General features: G+C 65.9%; 20 protein-coding genes. 7 read left to right on the top strand and 13 right to left on the bottom strand.

The features are described from left to right. Window positions 1-24: 24 nt before the first annotated feature. Window positions 25-978 carry a DUF4349 domain-containing protein gene (locus E2484_RS18955; RefSeq protein WP_137286765.1) on the top strand — a complete coding sequence of 318 codons (954 nt, stop codon included), beginning with the start codon at window positions 25-27 and terminating at the stop codon, window positions 976-978. A gap of 282 nt (window positions 979-1,260) precedes the next feature. Here the strand turns inward: E2484_RS18955 and E2484_RS18950 are convergent, their stop codons facing one another. The 3 genes from E2484_RS18950 to E2484_RS18940 all read right to left on the bottom strand — a co-directional run bounded on the left by E2484_RS18950 (window position 1,261) and on the right by E2484_RS18940 (window position 3,890). After that, window positions 1,261-2,895, bottom strand: coding sequence for a GMC family oxidoreductase (locus E2484_RS18950; RefSeq protein ID WP_137286764.1), 1,635 nt, complete (start codon window positions 2,893-2,895; stop codon window positions 1,261-1,263). Then, the gene (locus E2484_RS18945; RefSeq protein WP_137286763.1) at window positions 2,892-3,416 is read right to left on the bottom strand and encodes a gluconate 2-dehydrogenase subunit 3 family protein; all 525 of its coding nucleotides are present in this window, start codon (window positions 3,414-3,416) and stop codon (window positions 2,892-2,894) included. Before E2484_RS18945 ends, E2484_RS18950 begins: the two co-directional genes overlap by 4 nt. 171 nt (window positions 3,417-3,587) lie before the next feature. Next, the gene (locus E2484_RS18940; protein WP_137286762.1) at window positions 3,588-3,890 is read right to left on the bottom strand and encodes a hypothetical protein; all 303 of its coding nucleotides are present in this window, start codon (window positions 3,888-3,890) and stop codon (window positions 3,588-3,590) included. Between the two features lie 158 nt (window positions 3,891-4,048). On the opposite strand from E2484_RS18940, the gene E2484_RS18935 reads away from it, so the two are divergent. The 4 genes from E2484_RS18935 (at window position 4,049) to E2484_RS18920 (ending at window position 6,499) form a co-directional block, all read left to right on the top strand. Then, window positions 4,049-4,786: a metal-dependent hydrolase gene (locus tag E2484_RS18935; RefSeq protein ID WP_137286761.1), complete on the top strand. Its 738-nt coding sequence runs from the start codon at window positions 4,049-4,051 to the stop codon at window positions 4,784-4,786. Between the two features lie 119 nt (window positions 4,787-4,905). After that, window positions 4,906-5,301, top strand: a complete 396-nt coding sequence (locus E2484_RS18930; protein WP_137286760.1) for an OsmC family protein — start codon at window positions 4,906-4,908, stop codon at window positions 5,299-5,301. 98 nt (window positions 5,302-5,399) lie between these two features. Further along, window positions 5,400-5,855: a DUF5799 family protein gene (locus E2484_RS18925; RefSeq protein WP_137286759.1), complete on the top strand. Its 456-nt coding sequence runs from the start codon at window positions 5,400-5,402 to the stop codon at window positions 5,853-5,855. Next, window positions 5,855-6,499: a protein sorting system archaetidylserine decarboxylase gene (locus E2484_RS18920; protein WP_137286758.1), complete on the top strand. Its 645-nt coding sequence runs from the start codon at window positions 5,855-5,857 to the stop codon at window positions 6,497-6,499. The genes E2484_RS18925 and E2484_RS18920 overlap by 1 nt, the downstream gene beginning before the upstream one ends. Before the next feature lie 10 nt (window positions 6,500-6,509). Here the strand turns inward: E2484_RS18920 and E2484_RS25180 are convergent, their stop codons facing one another. After that, entirely contained in the window at window positions 6,510-6,665 is a 156-nt protein-coding gene (locus E2484_RS25180) for a DUF7557 family protein (protein ID WP_170977422.1), read from the bottom strand. A gap of 471 nt (window positions 6,666-7,136) precedes the next feature. On the opposite strand from E2484_RS25180, the gene E2484_RS18915 reads away from it, so the two are divergent. Next, entirely contained in the window at window positions 7,137-7,370 is a 234-nt protein-coding gene (locus E2484_RS18915) for a DUF7563 family protein (RefSeq protein WP_115863977.1), read from the top strand. A gap of 43 nt (window positions 7,371-7,413) precedes the next feature. On the opposite strand, the gene E2484_RS18910 is transcribed toward E2484_RS18915, so the two are convergent. From E2484_RS18910 to E2484_RS18875, 9 genes are all read right to left on the bottom strand, one after another. Further along, the gene (locus E2484_RS18910) at window positions 7,414-8,391 is read right to left on the bottom strand and encodes an isocitrate/isopropylmalate dehydrogenase family protein (protein ID WP_137286757.1); all 978 of its coding nucleotides are present in this window, start codon (window positions 8,389-8,391) and stop codon (window positions 7,414-7,416) included. A 1-nt stretch (window position 8,392) separates the two neighbouring features. Further along, the gene (gene leuD / locus E2484_RS18905; RefSeq protein ID WP_137286756.1) at window positions 8,393-9,031 is read right to left on the bottom strand and encodes a 3-isopropylmalate dehydratase small subunit; all 639 of its coding nucleotides are present in this window, start codon (window positions 9,029-9,031) and stop codon (window positions 8,393-8,395) included. Then, window positions 9,028-10,467 (bottom strand): 3-isopropylmalate dehydratase large subunit, encoded by a 1,440-nt coding sequence (gene leuC, locus E2484_RS18900; protein WP_137286755.1) that lies wholly within the window; start codon window positions 10,465-10,467, stop codon window positions 9,028-9,030. Before leuC ends, leuD begins: the two co-directional genes overlap by 4 nt. A gap of 168 nt (window positions 10,468-10,635) precedes the next feature. Beyond that, window positions 10,636-10,953 (bottom strand): hypothetical protein, encoded by a 318-nt coding sequence (locus tag E2484_RS18895; RefSeq protein WP_321112736.1) that lies wholly within the window; start codon window positions 10,951-10,953, stop codon window positions 10,636-10,638. Window positions 10,954-10,957: 4 nt separating this feature from the next. Continuing rightward, window positions 10,958-12,019, bottom strand: a complete 1,062-nt coding sequence (gene ilvC / locus E2484_RS18890; RefSeq protein WP_137286754.1) for a ketol-acid reductoisomerase — start codon at window positions 12,017-12,019, stop codon at window positions 10,958-10,960. After that, entirely contained in the window at window positions 12,012-12,728 is a 717-nt protein-coding gene (gene ilvN, locus E2484_RS18885) for an acetolactate synthase small subunit (RefSeq protein WP_137286753.1), read from the bottom strand. Before ilvN ends, ilvC begins: the two co-directional genes overlap by 8 nt. Next, window positions 12,725-14,506: a biosynthetic-type acetolactate synthase large subunit gene (gene ilvB / locus E2484_RS18880; RefSeq protein WP_137286752.1), complete on the bottom strand. Its 1,782-nt coding sequence runs from the start codon at window positions 14,504-14,506 to the stop codon at window positions 12,725-12,727. Before ilvB ends, ilvN begins: the two co-directional genes overlap by 4 nt. Window positions 14,507-14,669: 163 nt before the next feature. After that, entirely contained in the window at window positions 14,670-14,795 is a 126-nt protein-coding gene (locus E2484_RS25780; RefSeq protein WP_321112735.1) for a hypothetical protein, read from the bottom strand. 177 nt (window positions 14,796-14,972) lie between these two features. Further along, window positions 14,973-16,196, bottom strand: a complete 1,224-nt coding sequence (locus E2484_RS18875) for a LeuA family protein (protein ID WP_321112783.1) — start codon at window positions 16,194-16,196, stop codon at window positions 14,973-14,975. Window positions 16,197-16,517: 321 nt separating this feature from the next. Between E2484_RS18875 and E2484_RS18870 the strand changes: the two genes are divergently transcribed. Further along, a complete protein-coding gene (locus E2484_RS18870) occupies window positions 16,518-16,973 on the top strand; it encodes a ferritin-like domain-containing protein (protein ID WP_137286750.1) in 456 nt (151 codons plus the stop codon). Window positions 16,974-16,979: the final 6 nt, after the last annotated feature.

Raw genomic sequence — 16,979 nt, 5'->3', positions numbered from 1 at the left:
GTAGCCCGATATGACAGGGAGACTATGGCACGCGACACTCGACGGTTGCTACTCGCGGTAGGGCTCGCCGCGCTACTCGTGCTTGCGGGATGTTCCGGCAGTGGTGGCGACGCCGCGGAGCGAGCAACCGCAGGTAGCGACGCGGGGTTGTCGAACGACGAGGCCGCGAAGGAGACGGGGGCGTCGGATGAGTCGAACGCGGAGTTTCAGGCGAGTCAGCGCGAACTGATACGTACTGGGACGGTCTCGGTCGAGATAGACGACTACGACGACGCCCGGCGAAATCTCGCGCGAGAGACGCGGCGACTCGGCGGGTTCGTCAGCGACTCCTCCGAGCAGGTCCACGCGCGCGGGAATCAGTCGTGGACGACCGGGAAAGTCGTCCTCCGGGTTCCGAAGGAGAACTTCACGGCGCTCGTCTCGGAGGCCAAGCGAACCGGCGAGGTCCGGGAGGCCAGTACCAGCACCGAGGACGTGACGGAGAAACTCGTGGACGTCGAGGCCCGACTGGAGAACCTGAAGGCCCAGCGCGAGAAGCTTCGGGACCTCTACGAGGAGGCCAACGACACCGAGAACGTCCTCGAAGTCCAGGAGCGACTCTCGGAGGTCCAGTCCGAAATCGAGCAACTCGAAGCCCAGCGCCAGTCCCTCGAACGGAAAGTGGCCTACTCGACGTTGACGGTCCGACTCCACGAGCGCCCGCCCGAATCGGAGAACCCCGACGACGACCATGACGCCTGGTACGACACCGGTCTCGTCTCGGCCTTCGTCTCGTCGGCCCACGGCGTCGCGGTCGTCGCGCGCGGTCTCGCAGTGGGTCTGGCCTACGCGATGCCCTACTTCCTCGCGTTCGGCGTCCCCATCGGCGGCGTGGTCGCGCTCTGGAGGCGGCGACGGTCGGGCGGATCTGCGGGCGCGGACCTCCCCGACGCTCCCGAATCGCCGGAGGTCGGTGATTCCTCGGAAGAGAACGACTGACTGGCGAACTCGGCTCGTTAATTTAATATCTCGGCGTGTGCGGGCGCGACGCGCAGTCGCGCCCACCGCGCGAGGGACGGCGGCCGCATCCGCGGCCGCCGAGGTTGGGGAGGCGTGAGGTCTGCGGTCGTGGTGCGGGGCCGTGCGGTGCTGTGCGGGGGCGGTACGAGTGGCTCACGGAGTAGCTAGTTCTCCTTCGAGAGGACCACAACCCAGTAGCGGTCCCCCTTTCCCACAGTTTCCTGCCCGTTTCACCAATCGGAAGCCGAAACCGATTCGGAATCACAATCGTTCGTCGACGTGGTCGGCCGCCTTCAGCGCCAGCGCCGCAATCGTCAGGGTCGGATTCAGCGCGCCACCCGTCACGAAAACGCTACTCGACGCCACGGACAAGTTCCCGAGGTCGTGAGTTCGGAGTCGGGGATTCACTACGCTCTCGTCGGGGTCGGTTCCCATCCGGGTCGTGCCCATGTGGTGGAACGCCGGGCCGGTGTTCTCCGGGCCGACCGTCCACGAGACGTCGACGCCGAGTTCGGAGCAGATAGCGCGCTGGATTTCGTTCGCGCGCCGGAGGCCGGCCTTCGTCCGGGCGTCTACGCGCCAGTGGATTTCCGGCACCGGATTCCCGTGGTCGTCGGTCGTGGAGTGGTCGAGCGTGATGCGATTCTCCTTCCGAGGTCGCTGGCCGACGAGACCGCCCATCGCGATCGAGTTGCCGTAGCCCTCCCGGAGGGTCTCGAGTAGGTCGTCTCCGAACTCTTCACCCGAGAGCGCCATCTCGACCGGCGAGGGGCCGGCGTAGTTCAGGAACTCCAGTTTGATGCTGTCGGGAACCGGTTCGCCCTCCTCGCTCGACCACTCGGGAATCCCACCTGCGGTCCCCTCGGTTCCACGGGTCGGGTCGTCGTAGAACTGGTGGCACTCGCTGGTGATGAACCCGACGTGGTTCTGGCGGGTCTCGCGGTCGATGGTCCCGCCGACGCCCGCGAAGAGGTGGTCCATGAAGTACCGACCGACCGCGCCCGAGGAGTTGGCGAGACCGTCGGGGTACTGGCGGGACTCCGAGAGGAGCAGGAGGCGCGGAATCCCGACGCCGCCCGCCGCGAGGACGAACTCCCGGGCCTCCTGTCGGTGGGTCTCGCCGTCGGGCGTGGCGTACACTGCGGCGGTCACGCGCTCGCCCGAACCGTCGTGTTCGAGACGCTGAACCGGCGCTCGGTCGACGACTCGCGCTCCCTCCTGTTCGGCCTTCTCGACGTGGTGGTCTGCCGAGTACTTCGCGCCGGAGGGACACACCGGCTTGCAGGTGCCGTATCCGACGCACGAACTCCGTCCGTCGTAGGACTCGGAGTTGCGGGCGTTGGGCACCGAATGCATCGTCACGCCGACTCGCTCGCACGCCTCCGCGAAGATGGAGTCGCTGTGGGAGGGCGGGAAGGCCGACATCGGATAGGGCTTCTCGCGCGGCGGCGCGTAGGGGTTGTCCGCCGCGCCGGCGACGCCCAGTGCTTCCTCCGCCTCGGCGTAGTAGGGCCGGAGTTCCCGATACTCGACGGGCCACTCCTCGAAGTCCGACTCGTGGAGTCGCATCACCATCCCCTGCCAGTGGAGACTCGTCCCGCCGACGCCCTTGACTCGGGCGCGGTTCAGCGGGTAGAACCACTCGCCGTCGGAGGTGAACCGGTCGCGGGGACCGCCCATCTCCCAGACCGACAGGGGGTCGTGGCCCGGTCGAATCGCCCGCTCCATCCGGCGCTTTCGGTCCTCGAAGTCGAAGCGTTTCCCGGCCTCCAGAATCACCACGTCGTGGCCCTGCTTGGCGAGTCGGTGGGCCGCGAGCGCCCCCGCGGGACCGGCCCCGACCACGCAAACGTCGGCGCGCTCGGAGGGGGTCCGGTCGCGGTCGGCCCCCGTCATCCTCGGGGCCCCCGTCGATAGCTTCCGGTTCCGCCGGGGTGGCCCTGCGGGTTCTCGATGCCGACGAGTTCCCCGCCGGTCGGCGAGGTGTAGAGGGCGTACAGCAACTCGTTGACGAGGTAGTACCGGACGCGGGCCGGGTCGCTCCCCTCGGGGTCGGGACTCGCGGTATCGACGCCCATCTGGTCCAGCACGGACTCGCGGGTCTCGTCGTCGAGACGCCGGAAGTCGGCGTCGTGCCACGTCCGAGCGTACTCGTCGAGCGTCGAGAGCGCGCCGACCATCCCGTCGCGGTAGTCCGGTCGGTCCTCGACTCGGCCGAGCGCGTAGGTCCGGACGAACTCCTCGACGCCCGAGACCTCGGAGGGGTAGACGACCTCGGCGACCGCGAGCAGGGAGTCCATCCGGTCCTCCGGTTCGGGGTCGTCGGCGAAGAGGTCGCCGTTCAGTACCGCTCCGGTCCCGACGGCGACGCCGCTGGCGGCGAGTGCGGCCAGTGCGTCCCGGCGAGTCAGTTCCATCTGCCCGGAGTTAGGCCAGCCTAAAACTTAGGGGTTGCCATGTGGCCGTAGGCGGTGTGCATCGGGAGGTCGATGGAAGGCATCTCTACGTTTCCTAAACACAGATAAAAACGTCTGAAAGAATCATACGAGTTGTTCTCTACCGACGACCTACGCCCTTCGTCGCTTTCGTCAGTACGCCCGGGTGTGGTCGTGGAGATGCGTTTCGACCGTCTGCGGAGCGACTCCGTCCGAGGACTGAGATTCGATCTGGTCGATAGGCGACGTTTCCGGTGCGGGCGAGTCCGCCTGCGACACCGGAGAGGTCAGTTGGGGATTCGGCGAAGTCAGTTGCGGTACCGGCGAGGTCAGGTCGGGCGGACTCGTCATGTAGGCTTCCGCGGTCGATTCGTCGGTCGTGTCCACCGCCGCCCCGCCGCCGACGAGGAGACCGAGGACGACGAGCGCCGTTATTGCGAGTGCTTCGATTTTCATGGTCGAGCCGTCGGCACGTTGGCCGACACTATATATTTATGCACTATCTGGGATAAATTTTTCTGGGAAATGAAAGCACCTTCCGTCGTAGCACCCGAAATATCTGCGCGGGGTGCCAACATCCTTTAAGTGCCAAACAGGTGTAGTTCTACCCGCACATGAAACTCACCTGGTACGGCCACTCGACGTTCCACGTAGAGGTCGGCGGGACCGAACTGCTCATCGACCCCTTCTTCGACAATCCCAAGACCGAGACCGACCCCGAGGAACTAGACCCGGACTATCTGCTCCTCACCCACGGCCACGCCGACCACATCGGCGACGTGGACCGCTACGAGGGCACGGAACTGGTCGCTACGCCCGAAGTCGTGGAGTACTGCCGGGACGAGTACGGCGACTTCGAGGCCGTCGGCGGCATGGGGATGAACCTCGGCGGCACCGTCGAGTGCGACGACGCCTACGTCACGATGGTTCGGGCCGACCACACCAACGGGATGGACACCAGCTACGGGGCTTCCGGCGGGATGCCCGCCGGGTTCGTCGTCAGCGACACCAAACCCACGCAGATCGCCGACGAGGAGAGTCAGTCGTTCTACCACGCGGGCGACACCTCGCTCCAGACCGAGATGCGCGAGGTAATCGGCCCGTTCCTCGAACCCGACGTCGCCGCGGTGCCCATCGGCGACCACTTCACGATGGGACCGATGCAGGCTGCCATCGCGGTCGATTGGGTCGACGCCGACTACGCGTTCCCGATGCACTACGACACCTTCCCGCCCATCGAACAGGACCCCGAGGACTTCCGGAAGGAGGTCAAGGGCACGGGGAGCGACGCCGAAGTGAAGATTCTCGACGGTGACGAGAGCTTCGACCTCGGCGACGAGTTGGACTACTGAGCCCTCGACGCTCCGGATTTCCGGATTCGATTGTTTCGCTCTCGACCGTTTTCGCTCTCGCTTCACCCGGGTCGGCCGAGAGCAAACCTTAGGGGTTTGGCGGGCGAACGTCCGAGCGCATGACGAAGGAAGTCACAACTGTCTCCGAGGAAGGGTACAAGTCCGAGAATCAGGTACGCGACTTCGAGGTCACCATCGACGCCACGGGCGAGGACGCGCCCGACACCCTCGAATCCCTGCTCGCGGCGTACGGGTCGTGTTACGTCCCGGCCCTCCGCGTCGGGGCCGAACAGCGCGACGTGGGCGACCTCGGTCGCATCGAAATCGACGTGACGGGCGACCTCAACGACGACGACAAACTCGACGCCGTCCAGTTCACCGTCAAGACCGAGACCGAGATGGACGACGAGCAGGCCGGTCGGGTCGTCGAGCGCGCCGACCAACTCTGTAAGGTCCACGACGCGCTGAAGACCGACCTGGAGGCCGACGTTACGGTCGAAGGCGGCGCGCTCTGAAGACGACGACTCTCTACGTCGAACGGTCTTTTTTAAGAACTGCCGTCGTCCGTCTCACAGGAAAACCCTCATACCATCCGCAACCCAATAGTTCGGGTATGACCGAACGCGCGTGGCAGGACCTCATCGTAGGTGACCGGATGGCCGTCGATCAGGAGTTCGCACAGCAAATCACGGATTCGCAGTTCTCCCGCCAGGAGTGGGGTCTCATCATGACCGCGGTGGAGTTCGAAATCGAGAACCCCGGGGACGACCAGCAGGCCCGCATCGTCGCCGACACCTCGAAAGTCGAGCAGGTGATGCCCGAACTCGAGAACATTCGGAATCAGATGAACTCGATGGCGGGCGGCGGTGGCGGAGGCGGTAAGCAGAGCGGCGGTGGCGTCTTCGACTCCGTGAAGGACGCCCTCGGTCTGGGCGGCGGTGGCGGCGGCGTGGACCGAGACCGCGTCAACGCGGCCGACCGACTCGCCCAGGAGTACGCGAACGAACTTCAGCAGCGCCTCGAATCCCAGGGTAAGTGGGCGCAGGTCCGCGAGGCCGCCGGCGACTGATGGGCGGGAAGCGACGTGCCGGTCGCCAGCGACTGCTGGGGCGGTTCACGCCGGGCGCGTGGCGGTACGCGTCGGTCCCGTTCGCGGTCGCCGCACTCACCGGGTTCTGGTTCCCGCTCGCCGGCCTCGGATTCGTCCTGCTGGGCGTCGGTGCGCTGCTCTTCCACCGGGACCCCGACCGGACGCCGCCGGAGACAGGTGTTCTCGCACCCGCCGACGGTCGCGTCTCGGTCGTCCGCGAGGAGAGCGGAAGAGACGGAGAAGGCGACCGCGTCCGGGTCGGCGTGTTCATGAACGTCACCGACGTACACGTCAATCGCGCGCCGTTCGGCGGCCGCGTCGAAGCGGTCGAACACGAACCCGGCAAGCACCGCCCGGCGTTCTCGAAGGAGTCGGACAAGAACGAGAAACTCCACGTCCGGTTCGCCGACCACGAGGTGACGCTCATCGCAGGAGCGTTCGCGCGCCGCATCCACCCATACGTCGAACCCGGCGACGAACTCGACCGCGGCGAACGCCTAGGCCACATCTCGTTCGGCAGTCGCGCGGACGTACTCCTCCCCGAGTCGGTCGGACCCGCAGACGTGGCCGTAGAGCGCGGCCAGAAAGTTCGGTCGGGCGAGACCGTAATCGCCGAAACGTAATCGCCGCGAGTCAGTCGCCGCTGTAGTCGCCGCCGTGGAACAGCGTTCGCTCCTCGGCCTCGTAGATGTTGATCAACTCGGTGATGATCTCGTCGTAGGACTCGTCCTCCACCCGAAGACTGTCGAGGCGCTCTATCGTCTCCTCGTCGAGTTGGATCTTGGGCATCACCCCGAAGTATGCCATCAATCCTCTTAAGCGACAGGGGCAGTGGAACTGCTCGGAGAGTGCGAGATGCGATAGGACGCCCTAGCTACTCCATAGGGACTTAAAAGAACGGATCGTTTCGTTGGAAACGGCACGCCCTCGTACGTCTGCTCGCTGGTGTGAACGCGAGACGGTTCGCGGCCCCTACCGTAACCGTTCGGAGAAGTAACCGCGAATCCCCGTCGGGGTTAGGAGGCGTCGAAGCGAATTTCACGTCCCGACGGCCACCGATTCGAAGCAATCGAGTCGAATCTCGCCGGCGACCCGGCGTGATTCTCACTCCATCAACTTAAATTAGGGGTACGCTTTCGGAATTAACCACCGGGTGAGGAACTGTGTAATACCCGGTTACTGGGTCCGCTAATGGTTGATTACGGGGGTGTAGGTACTGGATAACAAAGTGGATAGGATTGTGTGTATCTATCGCGCAGCATGACCACCACCGACAACAGACTCACCAACGGCGATGACACGATGGCCGAGAACCGATGCCAGAGCTGTGGCTCTTTCGTTACGCGGGACTTCGCACGCGTCTTCGGGAACAACCACAACGAGGTCTTTGGCTGTCTGGAGTGCATGACCGCGACAGAGGTCAAGAAGGGAGGCGCGCGGGCCGACGAGGTGGACACGACGAATCTCATCGGCGGCCGCGAACCGCTTCGATAACCGTTTCGGGTAGAGACCCTGAACTAACCGAGTTCTCGCTGTGCTACAGTTCCGCCAGTACTGCCTCAGTCACGTCGCCGGTCGTCGCCTCGCCGCCGAGGTCCGGCGTGTGCGGACCGGACGAAAGCGTCGCTTTCACCGCCGAGCGAACGCGCTCGCCTTCCGATTCGTATCCCAGGTACTCCAACAGCATCGCGGCCGAGAGCATCGCCGCACTCGGATTGGCGACGCCCTCGCCCGCGATGTCGGGCGCAGTGCCGTGAACCGGCTCGAACAGCGCGCGTTCGTCGCCGACGTTCGCACTGGGTAGGAGACCGAGGCCGCCGACGAGGCCCGCCGCGAGGTCCGACAGCACGTCGCCCGCGAGGTTCGGACAGATCACTACGTCGTACTCCTCGGGCCGCTGGACGAGATGCATCGCCAGCGCGTCCATCAGCGCGTCGTCGGTGGGCACGTCGAACTCCGCGCCGACCGACTCGGCGGTCTCCAGAAACAGGCCGTCGGTGGTCCGCATCACGTTCGCTTTGTGTGCGATCGTTACGCTTTCCCCTCGATTGGCGGCGTACTCGAAGCCGTAACGGGCGATTTCCTCGGACGCCGCCTCGGTAACGACCCGTGTCAACGTCGTTACGCCGGGCGCAATCTCGGACTCGTGGCCCGCGTAGACGCCCTCGGTGTTCTCCCGGACGAAGACGAGGTCGGTCTCGGGCTTGAGCGCCTCGGTGCCGGGGTAGGCCCGGACCGGCCGGACGTTGGCGAACGAATCGACCGCGCGCCGGAGGGGCAGGATGACGTCGGCCGCGGTCTCCCCCGCCGCGCCGAACAGAGTGGCGTCGGCGCTCGCCGCGAGTTCGCGGGTCTCCTCGGGGAGCGCGGTCCCGGTTTCCTCCTTCACTGCATCGCCCGCGTCGGCCTCGGCGAACTCGAAGTCGGGTTCAACCGACTCCAGCACCTCGCGAGCCGCGGGGACGACCTCCTTCCCGATGCCGTCGCCCGGAACAATTGCAATTTGTTCCGCCATTTCACTCGGCCTCCTCGGTCGCGTCGGCGGTCCCGGTCTCGACGTAGGGCAGGTCGGCCGCGGTCTCGGCGACCGACTCGGCGTTCGACTTGAGCAGGGCCGTGGTGTCCCAGACGCCTTCGACCAGGGCCTTGCGCTGGGCGTCGTCCACGGTGGCGTCGATTCGGTTTCCGTCGTACCGGACCGTTTCGTCCGCCACGTCCACCTCAATCTCGGCGTCGGGATGCTCCTCGACGTAGTTCTGGAGCGTCTCGATCGCTTCCGGGTCGGCCGTGACAGTCGGCACTCCCAACGCGAGGCAGTTACCCGCGAAGATTTCGGCGAAACTCTCGCCCACGATGGCGTCGATGCCCCACCGCTTCAGGGCCTGCGGAGCGTGTTCGCGCGAGGAGCCACAGCCGAAGTTGCTGTTGACCACCATCACGGAGGCGTCTCGGAAGCGGTCCTCGTTGAACGGGTGGTCCTTCTGGTTGTCCTCGTCGTCGAATCGCTGGTCGTGGAAGGCGAACTGGCCGAGACCGTCGAAGGTCACGACCTTCATGAATCGCGCCGGAATTATCTGGTCGGTGTCGATGTCGTTCCCTCGGACCGGGATACCCGTGCCCGAGGCGTACTCGACCGTCTCGATTTCGTCGGTCATCGGCGAACCACCTCCGAGTCGGCGGCGTCGGTCTCGGGCAGTTCGCGGGCGTCGGTCACTTCGCCTTCGATCGCGGCGGCGGCGACCATCCGGGGGTTCATCAGCACGGTCTTGCCGTCCTTGCTCCCCTGTCGCCCGACGAAGTTCCGGTTCGAAGACGAGGCACACGCCTCGTCGCCCTCCAGTTGGTCGGGGTTCATGCCGAGGCACATCGAGCAACCGGCCCCGCGCCAGTCGAACCCGGCGTCCTCGAAGACCTCGTCCAGTCCTTCCTCCTCGGCGGCGGCCTTCACGCGCTGGCTTCCCGGAACTACCATCGCGCGAACGTCGTCGTGGACCTCCCGGCCAGCGACGAGGCGGGCCGCCCGTCGGAGGTCCGGCAGGCGGGCGTTGGTGCAGGAGCCGAGGAACGCCACGTCGATGGGGTACCCCTCCATCGTCTCGCCGGGTTCGACGCCCATGTGGTCCTGGGCGCGTCGGGCGGTGTCCTGCTTGTCGTCGGGCAGGTCCGCGGGGTCGGGAATCGGTTCCGTGACGCCGACGCCCTGTCCGGGCGTGGTTCCCCACGTCACCATCGGTTCGAGGTCGTCGCCGTCGACGACCACCTCGTCGTCGAACTGGGCGTCGTCGTCCGAGCGAATCGACTCCCAGTACGGTTTCAGTCTCTCGAACTTCTCGGGGTCGTCGCGGAACGCGTCGGTGTCGCGGAGCCACTCGTAGGTGGTCTCGTCGGGATTGACGTACCCCGCGCGAGCGCCGCCCTCGATGGACATGTTACAGATGCTCATCCGGCCCTCCACGTCGAGGCTCTCGATGGCCTCGCCCGCGTACTCGTAGACGTAGCCGACGCCGCCGTCGGTGCCGAGGTGTCGGATTATCTGGAGAATCACGTCCTTGGCCTCGACGCAGTCGCCGAGTTCGCCCGTGACCCGAATCCGTCGGACGTCCTTCTTCTCCATCGCCACGGTCCCGGTCGCCAGCACGTCCCGAATCTGAGAGGTGCCGATACCGAACGCCAGCGCGCCGAACGCGCCGTGCGTCGAGGTGTGGCTGTCGCCACAGACCACGGTCATGCCGGGTTGGGTCAGCCCCTGCTCCGGGCCGATGACGTGGACGATGCCCTGATTGCCGGTGTCGGGACTGGAGAAGTCGATGCCCGCGTCGCGAACGTTCTCCTCCAGTTCGGCCATCATCTCCTCGGCCGCGCCCTCGTAGGGTCGGTCGCGGTCCTCGGTCGGGACGATGTGGTCCACGGTGGCGTGAGTGCGCTCTGGGTAGGCCACGTCGAGGTCGCGCTCGCGCAACATCCCGAAGGCCTGGGGACTCGTCACCTCGTGAATCAGGTGGAGACCCACGAACAACTGGTCCTGTCCGGTCGGGAGTTCCGTCACCTTGTGGCGGTCCCACACTTTGTCGTAGAGGGTGCGTTCGCTCAAGCGAACCTCCTCCGTTGCGAAGTAATCGTATTCATTTCTTTGAGCGTCGAAAACCGTGCTTTCGGAACGATATCGGTGGTCGAAGCCTCGGCACCTGCCGTCGCTCCGGACCGTCGGCTACTCGTCTCGGCGTCGGAAAAATCGATTCGTACGTGCATCGCTACTGACTCACTCTTCGGACTCTACGGCTTCGTTCTCTCGGCCGCGCTCGAACACTCGGTCCACCCCGTCGCCGTGCGGCGGGGTGTGGTTCACGTCCTTCATGCGGTCGTGTTCGTGGTCTCCGTCGTCTTCCTCTTGCTCTTCCTCGCGGGCGTCGGCGTCGTACGCCTCTCTCCGTCCGCCGTCGGCGGCGACGACCGGCCCGCGCTCGAAGGGTCGGTTGACGGTACCGCGGTCGGCGTGGGGATGCGTGTGGCTCACCTCGCCCATCGTAGTCGGTTCTCGGTCGGTTATCGGGTCGTCGGTTCGGTTGGTTCGGTTCATGGTCTCAGTCGTCCGCTGTCACTTTCTCGGATTCGCTGTCGTTCTCGGTCGATTCGTCTTCTGCTTCCTCCGCCCACGCGAAGAGGTCGCGGAGTCGCTCGCCCACGTCCTCGATTTCGTGGTTCTTCTCGGTGATGCGGCGCTGGCGGTAGGACGGCCGTCCGGCCTGGTTCTCGGCTATCCACTCGCGGGCGAACTCGCCGTTCTGGACCTGTGCGAGGACTTCCTCCATGTTCTCGCGTGCGGAGTCGTCGACGACCTGTTCGCCGCGGGTCAGACCGCCGTACTCGGCGGTGTCGGAGACCGAATCCCACATCGCGCCCATCCCGCCCTCGTACATGAGGTCCACGATGAGCTTCATCTCGTTCAGACACTCGAAGTAGGCCATCTCGGGGCTGTAACCCGCGTCCACGAGCGTCTCGTAGCCGACCTTGATGAGTTCGGTGATACCGCCACAGAGGACGGCCTGCTCGCCGAACAGGTCGGTCTCGGTCTCTTCGCGGAACGTGGTTTCGACCACGCCTGCGCGCGTACAGCCGATAGCCTGCGCGTACGCCAGCGCCTCCTGCTTGGCGTCGCCGGTCGCGTCCTGATACACCGCGAGCAGGCCGGGCGTGCCCTCGCCGCTCTCGTAGTTGCGCCGGACGAGGTGGCCCGGCGACTTCGGCGCTATCATCGTCACGTCCACGTCCTCGGACGGTTCGATCTGTCCGTAGTGGACGTTGAACCCGTGGGCGAACTGGAGGGTGTCGCCCGCCTCCAACTCGCTCTCGATGTCGGCGTACACTGCGGGTTGCACCGTGTCGGGCACGAGGACCGACACGATACTCGCCTCGCTGGCGGCCTCTTTCGGCGTCGCCACGCGCAGGCCGTCGTCGCGGGCGGCCTCGCGCGAGGAGGAGTCCTCGCGCAGGCCCACGACTACGTCTACCCCGCTGTCCGCGAGGTTCTGGGCGTGAGCGTGGCCCTGACTTCCGTATCCGAGGACCGCGACCGTCGCGTCCTCGATTCGGGTGCTGTCCGCGTCATCGTCGTAGTAAATCTCGGTGTCGAATTCGTCAGTCATCGTATGTTCCAGTTTGAACTTCGTCCGTTCGTTCGTCGGTCTCTTTCGCGTGACCCGGCTCCTCGCCGGGCGTGGTCGGAGTGTCGCCGCGCGCCAACGCGGTCTGGCCGGTTCGGGCGATCTCGATGATGCCGAACTGCCGGAACGCGTCGATGGCGTCGTCTATCTTCTGCTGGTCGCCCGTAATCTGGACCGTGATGGTCCGCGGTCCGGCGTCGAGGGTCTGGCCCTCGTACATCTCGGTGATGGCCTGGACTTTGTCCGGTTCCTCGCCGCGGACTTTCAGCACGACGAGTTCGGCGCGAACCGCGTCGTCGTCGAGCTCGCCAACCTGAATCACGGGCTTGAGCTTCGCCAGTTGCTTTTTCACCTGGTCGATGCCGAGGTCGGTCTCTTCGACCACCAGCGTGATTCGGGCGTGGCCCTCGACCGTGGTCGGGCCGACCGTCAGGCTCTCGATGTTGAACTGTCGCCGGGAGAACAGCCCCGACACCCGCGAGAGGACGCCGGGTTCGTGTTCGACCAGCGCCGAGACGACCGCGGACCGCTGCTCGGGTTCGGCCTCCGCCTCGGGGTCGATGCGGATGCCCTTCGCGTTGCGCCGACCCTCGGGGTGCGGTCGCTCGTCGGGCGAGGGGCCCGGCAGTCCGTTCCGGGGAATCTCCGGGTGCGGTTCGGCCTGCTCGTCGGGCGAGTCGTCGCTGCTCATAGCTGGTCCTCCGAGAGGGCGAACTTCCCGTTGGCTCCGCCGCTGGGCACCATCGGGTAGACGTTCTCGGCGGGGTCGACGTGGAAGTCGATGACCGCCGGGCCGTCGTAGCTCAGCGCCTCTTCGACCGCGTCGGCGACCTCGTCGTAGTCGTCGACGCGCAGGCCCTTGGCACCGAACGCCTCGGCCAGTTTGTCGAACTCGGGACACCAGTCGTAGTCGGCGGCCATCTGTCGGCCGTCGAAGAAGGCGTCCTGCCACTGGCGGACCATCCCGATGTAGCGGTTGTTGAGGACCGCGACGGTGACGTCGAGGTTCTCCCGAACCGCGACCGAGAGTTCCTGCATCGTCATCAGGAACGACCCGTCGCCGTCGAAGCAGACGACCTGCTGGTCGTCGTCGGCCGCGATTCGCGCGCCGATGGCGGCCGGGACGCCGTAGCCCATCGTGCCGAGTCCGTGGGAGGAGACCCACGTCCGGGGGCTTCGGTAGGTCCAGAACTGCGCGGCCCACATCTGGTGCTGGCCGACGCCGGTGGTGACGATGGCGTCGTCGTCGGTCGCCTCGTCGAACGCCTCGACCACGAACTGCGGCTTGAGCGGTTCGTCGTCGGGCGTGGCGTAGGCCAGCGGGTACTCGTCCTTCCACGACTGGCACTGCTGTCGCCACTCGCGGGTCTGGGGCGAGCGGTCCATCTCCGCCGAGAGGCGCTCGATGGCCCTCCCGGCGTCCCCGACGACGGGATAGTCTGCGTGGACGTTCTTCGATATCTCTGCGGGGTCGATGTCCACGTGGACGACCTCGGCCTCGGGAGCGAACGTCTCGAGGCCGCCCGTGAGCCGGTCGTCGAACCGAGTGCCGACGGCGATCAGGCAGTCGGTGTGGGTGATGGCCATGTTGGCGTAGCCGGTGCCGTGCATCCCGGCCCACGACAGGCAGAGTTCGTGGTCCTCGGGCATCGAACCGATGGCGGGCATCGTCGTCGCCACCGGGATGCCGTGTTCGATGGCGAACCCTCGGGCCTCCTGGCAGGCGTCGCTCTTGACGACGCCGCCGCCGAACAGGAGCAGAGGCTTCTCCGCGCGCTCGATGGCGCGGGCCGCGGCCTCGACCTGCTCGTCGTCGGGATCTTCCTCGACCGAGTAGGTGTCGGGCGTCTCCGCCGGGCCGGGTTCGCGGTCGGTCTCGGCGAGGGTCGTGTCCTTCGGCAGGTCCACGAGCGTCGGACCGGGCCGGCCCTCGGCCGACAGCGCGAACGCCTCGCCGACCGTGTCGCCCACCGTGTCGGCGTCGCCCGCGAAGTAGTTGTGCTTCGTAATCGGGGCGGTGACGCCGGTCGTGTCGGTCTCCTGGAAGGCGTCCGAGCCGACCATGTGCGAGGGGACCTGTCCCGTCAGCGCCAGCATCGCGTCCGAGTCCATGTCGGCGTCGGCGATGCCGGTGACGAGGTTGGTCGCCCCCGGACCGGAGGTGGCGAGACAGATACCGGGCTCGCCGGCCACCACGCCGTATGCGTCGGCGGCGTGGGCCGCGCCCTGCTCGTGGGCCATCGTGACGTGCTGGAGGTCCGAATCGTACAGCGCGTCGTAGACGGGCATAATCGCGCCGCCCTGCACGCCGAACAGCGTCTCGGCTCCGGCGCGTTCGAGGGCGGCGACGACCGACTCCGCGCCGGTTTGGACCTCGGCGTCGGAGTCCGCGTCGGCGGTCCCGGTGGTGCCGGAGTCGGTCGCGTCGGAGTCAGCCGCGTCGGACTTCGGCGGCGCGGGTTCGCTCACGTCCGGCCCACCTCCGATGTTGTCGGCGGTCGATAGCTCTCTGTCGGTGCTGTCCTCTGTGTTATCGGTGTCGTTCGTGTCACGGTTGGTCGAGCGCGGTCTCGGTGCTGTCGGTCGGAAAACGATGCGGAACGTCGGGTCGGAGAAGTGGTAGTGTAGGGGCTCAAGCCCCTACGATAATCACGCGCTCGACAGTCGCACTGCTTGCGGCCCGAGCGCTCGCGGCGTCGGCCGCTCGCTCTCGGGGCGCGAAACGTCTCGCGCCGGGTGCAGTGAGTGACTGTCGCATCGTTACTGGATACGTACCGAGACGGACGGTGATAACCCTTGCGCGGACGGCAACCTTTGCGCGAAGGTCGGGAGGATGCCACACCTCCACACTCGCCCTCGGGCTCCGCCCTTCGAAACCCGCCGTCCGACGCCGCCGCGCACGGCTGGCGGCCGGAGGCCACTTCGCGAGCGTTCATCAGGCGCGGACCTCCGTTTCCTCGCGTGCGACGCCGACCTCGCGGGCGAACCGTTCGAGGTCGGCGACGGTGACGCGGTTCTTCTCCGCGCCGTAGTCCTTGACGCGGCGAGTCACCTGCCGAACTTCGTCGTCGGTCGGTGCGAACCCGTGGTCCTCCAGTCGCTTGCGGACCGAGTTCGCGCCGGTGTGTTTGCCGAGTACGAACTCGCGCTCGGCACCCACCATCTCGGGAGTCATGACCCCCGGCTCGAAGGTGTCGGAGTTCTCGATGACGCCCGCGGCGTGGATACCGCTCTCGTGAGCGAAGGCGTTGTCGCCGGTGATGGGCTTGTTCGCCGGAATCGGAACGTCGCTATACTCCTCGACCATCGCCGAGAGTTCGGCGATTCCGGTCGTGTCGATACCCGTATCCACGCCGTAGACGCTCTCGACGCTCATCACGACCTCCTCGTAGGCCGCGTTGCCCGCGCGCTCGCCGATACCGTTTATCGAGACCTGCGCCTGGTCGGCCCCGGCCTCGAACCCGGCGATGGCGTTGGCCGACGCCATGCCGAAGTCGTCGTGGGTGTGAACGTCGATGCGCGCGTCGGTGTGGTCGTCCACCAGTCGGACGAGGTCGCCGAACCGACTCGGCGTGGCGACCCCGCAGGTGTCGGGGATGTTTATCCAATCGACGCCGACCTCCGAGACCGCCTCGACGACCCTCTTCAGGTAGTCTTCGTCGGTCCGGGTGGCGTCCATCGGCGAGAACATCGCGGTTACGCCCGCCTCCTTCACGCGCTCGACTGCGTTCACCGAGCGTTCCACGACCTCCTCGCGGGTGGCGTGCATCGAATCCTCGATTTGCACGTCGCTGGTCGAGGCGAAGACGTGGACCATCTCGACGCCGGAGTCGATAGCGGCCTCCACGTCCTTCTCGACGACGCGCGCCAGTCCGCAAGTGGTTGCGGACGTACTCGCGGCGATGTCGCTGACGGCCTCGAACTCTGCGTCGGAGTTCACGGGGAACCCGGCCTCGATGACGTGGGTGCCCATCCGGTCCAAGGCGTCGGCAATGGTTCGCTTCTCGTCGTACGAGAAGGAGGTGCGGGGAGCCTGTTCGCCGTCGCGGAGGGTCGTGTCGAAGACCCGTGCGGAGTCGAATTCGCTTTTAGTTCTCAACGTACCGTCGAAGAACTCGACCCGCCCGACTGGTGTCGGACGAGTGCATGTCGTTGTCAGACATCGTACTCGGTCATGGCCGCCACCTCCTATTTAACCGTTTCGCTGAGACAGGTGGTTGCGAGCGGTTGATAGTTCTACTCGGGTAGGGACGATCCCAAAATCGCCCGACTGAAACGTCCTGTAATCGTCGGTAGGTCCTTAATACTCCTTAAACTCACGAAGACGATAGTACTTTTCGTACCTCCGAATAGACGTTGATTTCCCGGATTCGAGAGCGGAACCGTCTCGGGCGCGGAATGGACGACCGGTCGAGAGTAGTCACGTCGCCGACCAGCACCGCCGGAACAGTAAGGGGGCTGGCGAACGAAAAATGAGTGCATGACTACTCAAGAAGTCACTGACTTGCTGAAGAAGGCCTACGGTGACGAAATCGAGACCGTGATGAACTACCTGACCAACTCGATCGTGCTGGAGGGCGTCAGCGCGGAAGAGGTCAGAGAGAGCCTCGAAACCGACATTCAGGAGGAACTCAACCACGCCGAGATGCTCGGCCAGCGACTCAAGCAACTTGACGAGCGCCCGCCCGCGTCGTACGATTTCGAGGCCCGCCAGGAGAGTCTCCAACCGCCGGAGGACAGCACGGACGTGCTGTCGGTCATCAACGGCGTCCTCGACGCCGAGGAAGACGCCATCGAGACGTACCGAAAACTCGTCTCAGCGGCCCGCGACGCCGACGACCCCGTGACCGAGGACCTCGCCGTCACCGTCCTGAGCGACGAGGAGGCACACCGGACGGAGTTCCGCGGGTTCAAGCGCGAGTACGACGAAAACTGACGGCCC

Source organism: Halorussus salinisoli (assembly GCA_005239435.1).
GTDB lineage: Archaea > Halobacteriota > Halobacteria > Halobacteriales > Haladaptataceae > Halorussus > Halorussus salinisoli.
Note: the sequence above shows the minus strand (reverse complement) of the source record. Positions and strands in the feature narration are given on the sequence as shown.

Coding starts and splice junctions, on each gene's coding strand:
- E2484_RS18955 (WP_137286765.1), top strand. CDS start 25: ATGGCACGCGACACTCGACGGTTGCTACTCGCGGTAGGGCTCGCCGCG.
- E2484_RS18950 (WP_137286764.1), bottom strand. CDS start 2,895: ATGACGGGGGCCGACCGCGACCGGACCCCCTCCGAGCGCGCCGACGTT.
- E2484_RS18945 (WP_137286763.1), bottom strand. CDS start 3,416: ATGGAACTGACTCGCCGGGACGCACTGGCCGCACTCGCCGCCAGCGGC.
- E2484_RS18940 (WP_137286762.1), bottom strand. CDS start 3,890: ATGAAAATCGAAGCACTCGCAATAACGGCGCTCGTCGTCCTCGGTCTC.
- E2484_RS18935 (WP_137286761.1), top strand. CDS start 4,049: ATGAAACTCACCTGGTACGGCCACTCGACGTTCCACGTAGAGGTCGGC.
- E2484_RS18930 (WP_137286760.1), top strand. CDS start 4,906: ATGACGAAGGAAGTCACAACTGTCTCCGAGGAAGGGTACAAGTCCGAG.
- E2484_RS18925 (WP_137286759.1), top strand. CDS start 5,400: ATGACCGAACGCGCGTGGCAGGACCTCATCGTAGGTGACCGGATGGCC.
- E2484_RS18920 (WP_137286758.1), top strand. CDS start 5,855: ATGGGCGGGAAGCGACGTGCCGGTCGCCAGCGACTGCTGGGGCGGTTC.
- E2484_RS25180 (WP_170977422.1), bottom strand. CDS start 6,665: ATGCCCAAGATCCAACTCGACGAGGAGACGATAGAGCGCCTCGACAGT.
- E2484_RS18915 (WP_115863977.1), top strand. CDS start 7,137: ATGACCACCACCGACAACAGACTCACCAACGGCGATGACACGATGGCC.
- E2484_RS18910 (WP_137286757.1), bottom strand. CDS start 8,391: ATGGCGGAACAAATTGCAATTGTTCCGGGCGACGGCATCGGGAAGGAG.
- leuD (WP_137286756.1), bottom strand. CDS start 9,031: ATGACCGACGAAATCGAGACGGTCGAGTACGCCTCGGGCACGGGTATC.
- E2484_RS18895 (WP_321112736.1), bottom strand. CDS start 10,953: ATGAACCGAACCAACCGAACCGACGACCCGATAACCGACCGAGAACCG.
- ilvC (WP_137286754.1), bottom strand. CDS start 12,019: ATGACTGACGAATTCGACACCGAGATTTACTACGACGATGACGCGGAC.
- ilvN (WP_137286753.1), bottom strand. CDS start 12,728: ATGAGCAGCGACGACTCGCCCGACGAGCAGGCCGAACCGCACCCGGAG.
- E2484_RS25780 (WP_321112735.1), bottom strand. CDS start 14,795: ATGCGACAGTCACTCACTGCACCCGGCGCGAGACGTTTCGCGCCCCGA.
- E2484_RS18870 (WP_137286750.1), top strand. CDS start 16,518: ATGACTACTCAAGAAGTCACTGACTTGCTGAAGAAGGCCTACGGTGAC.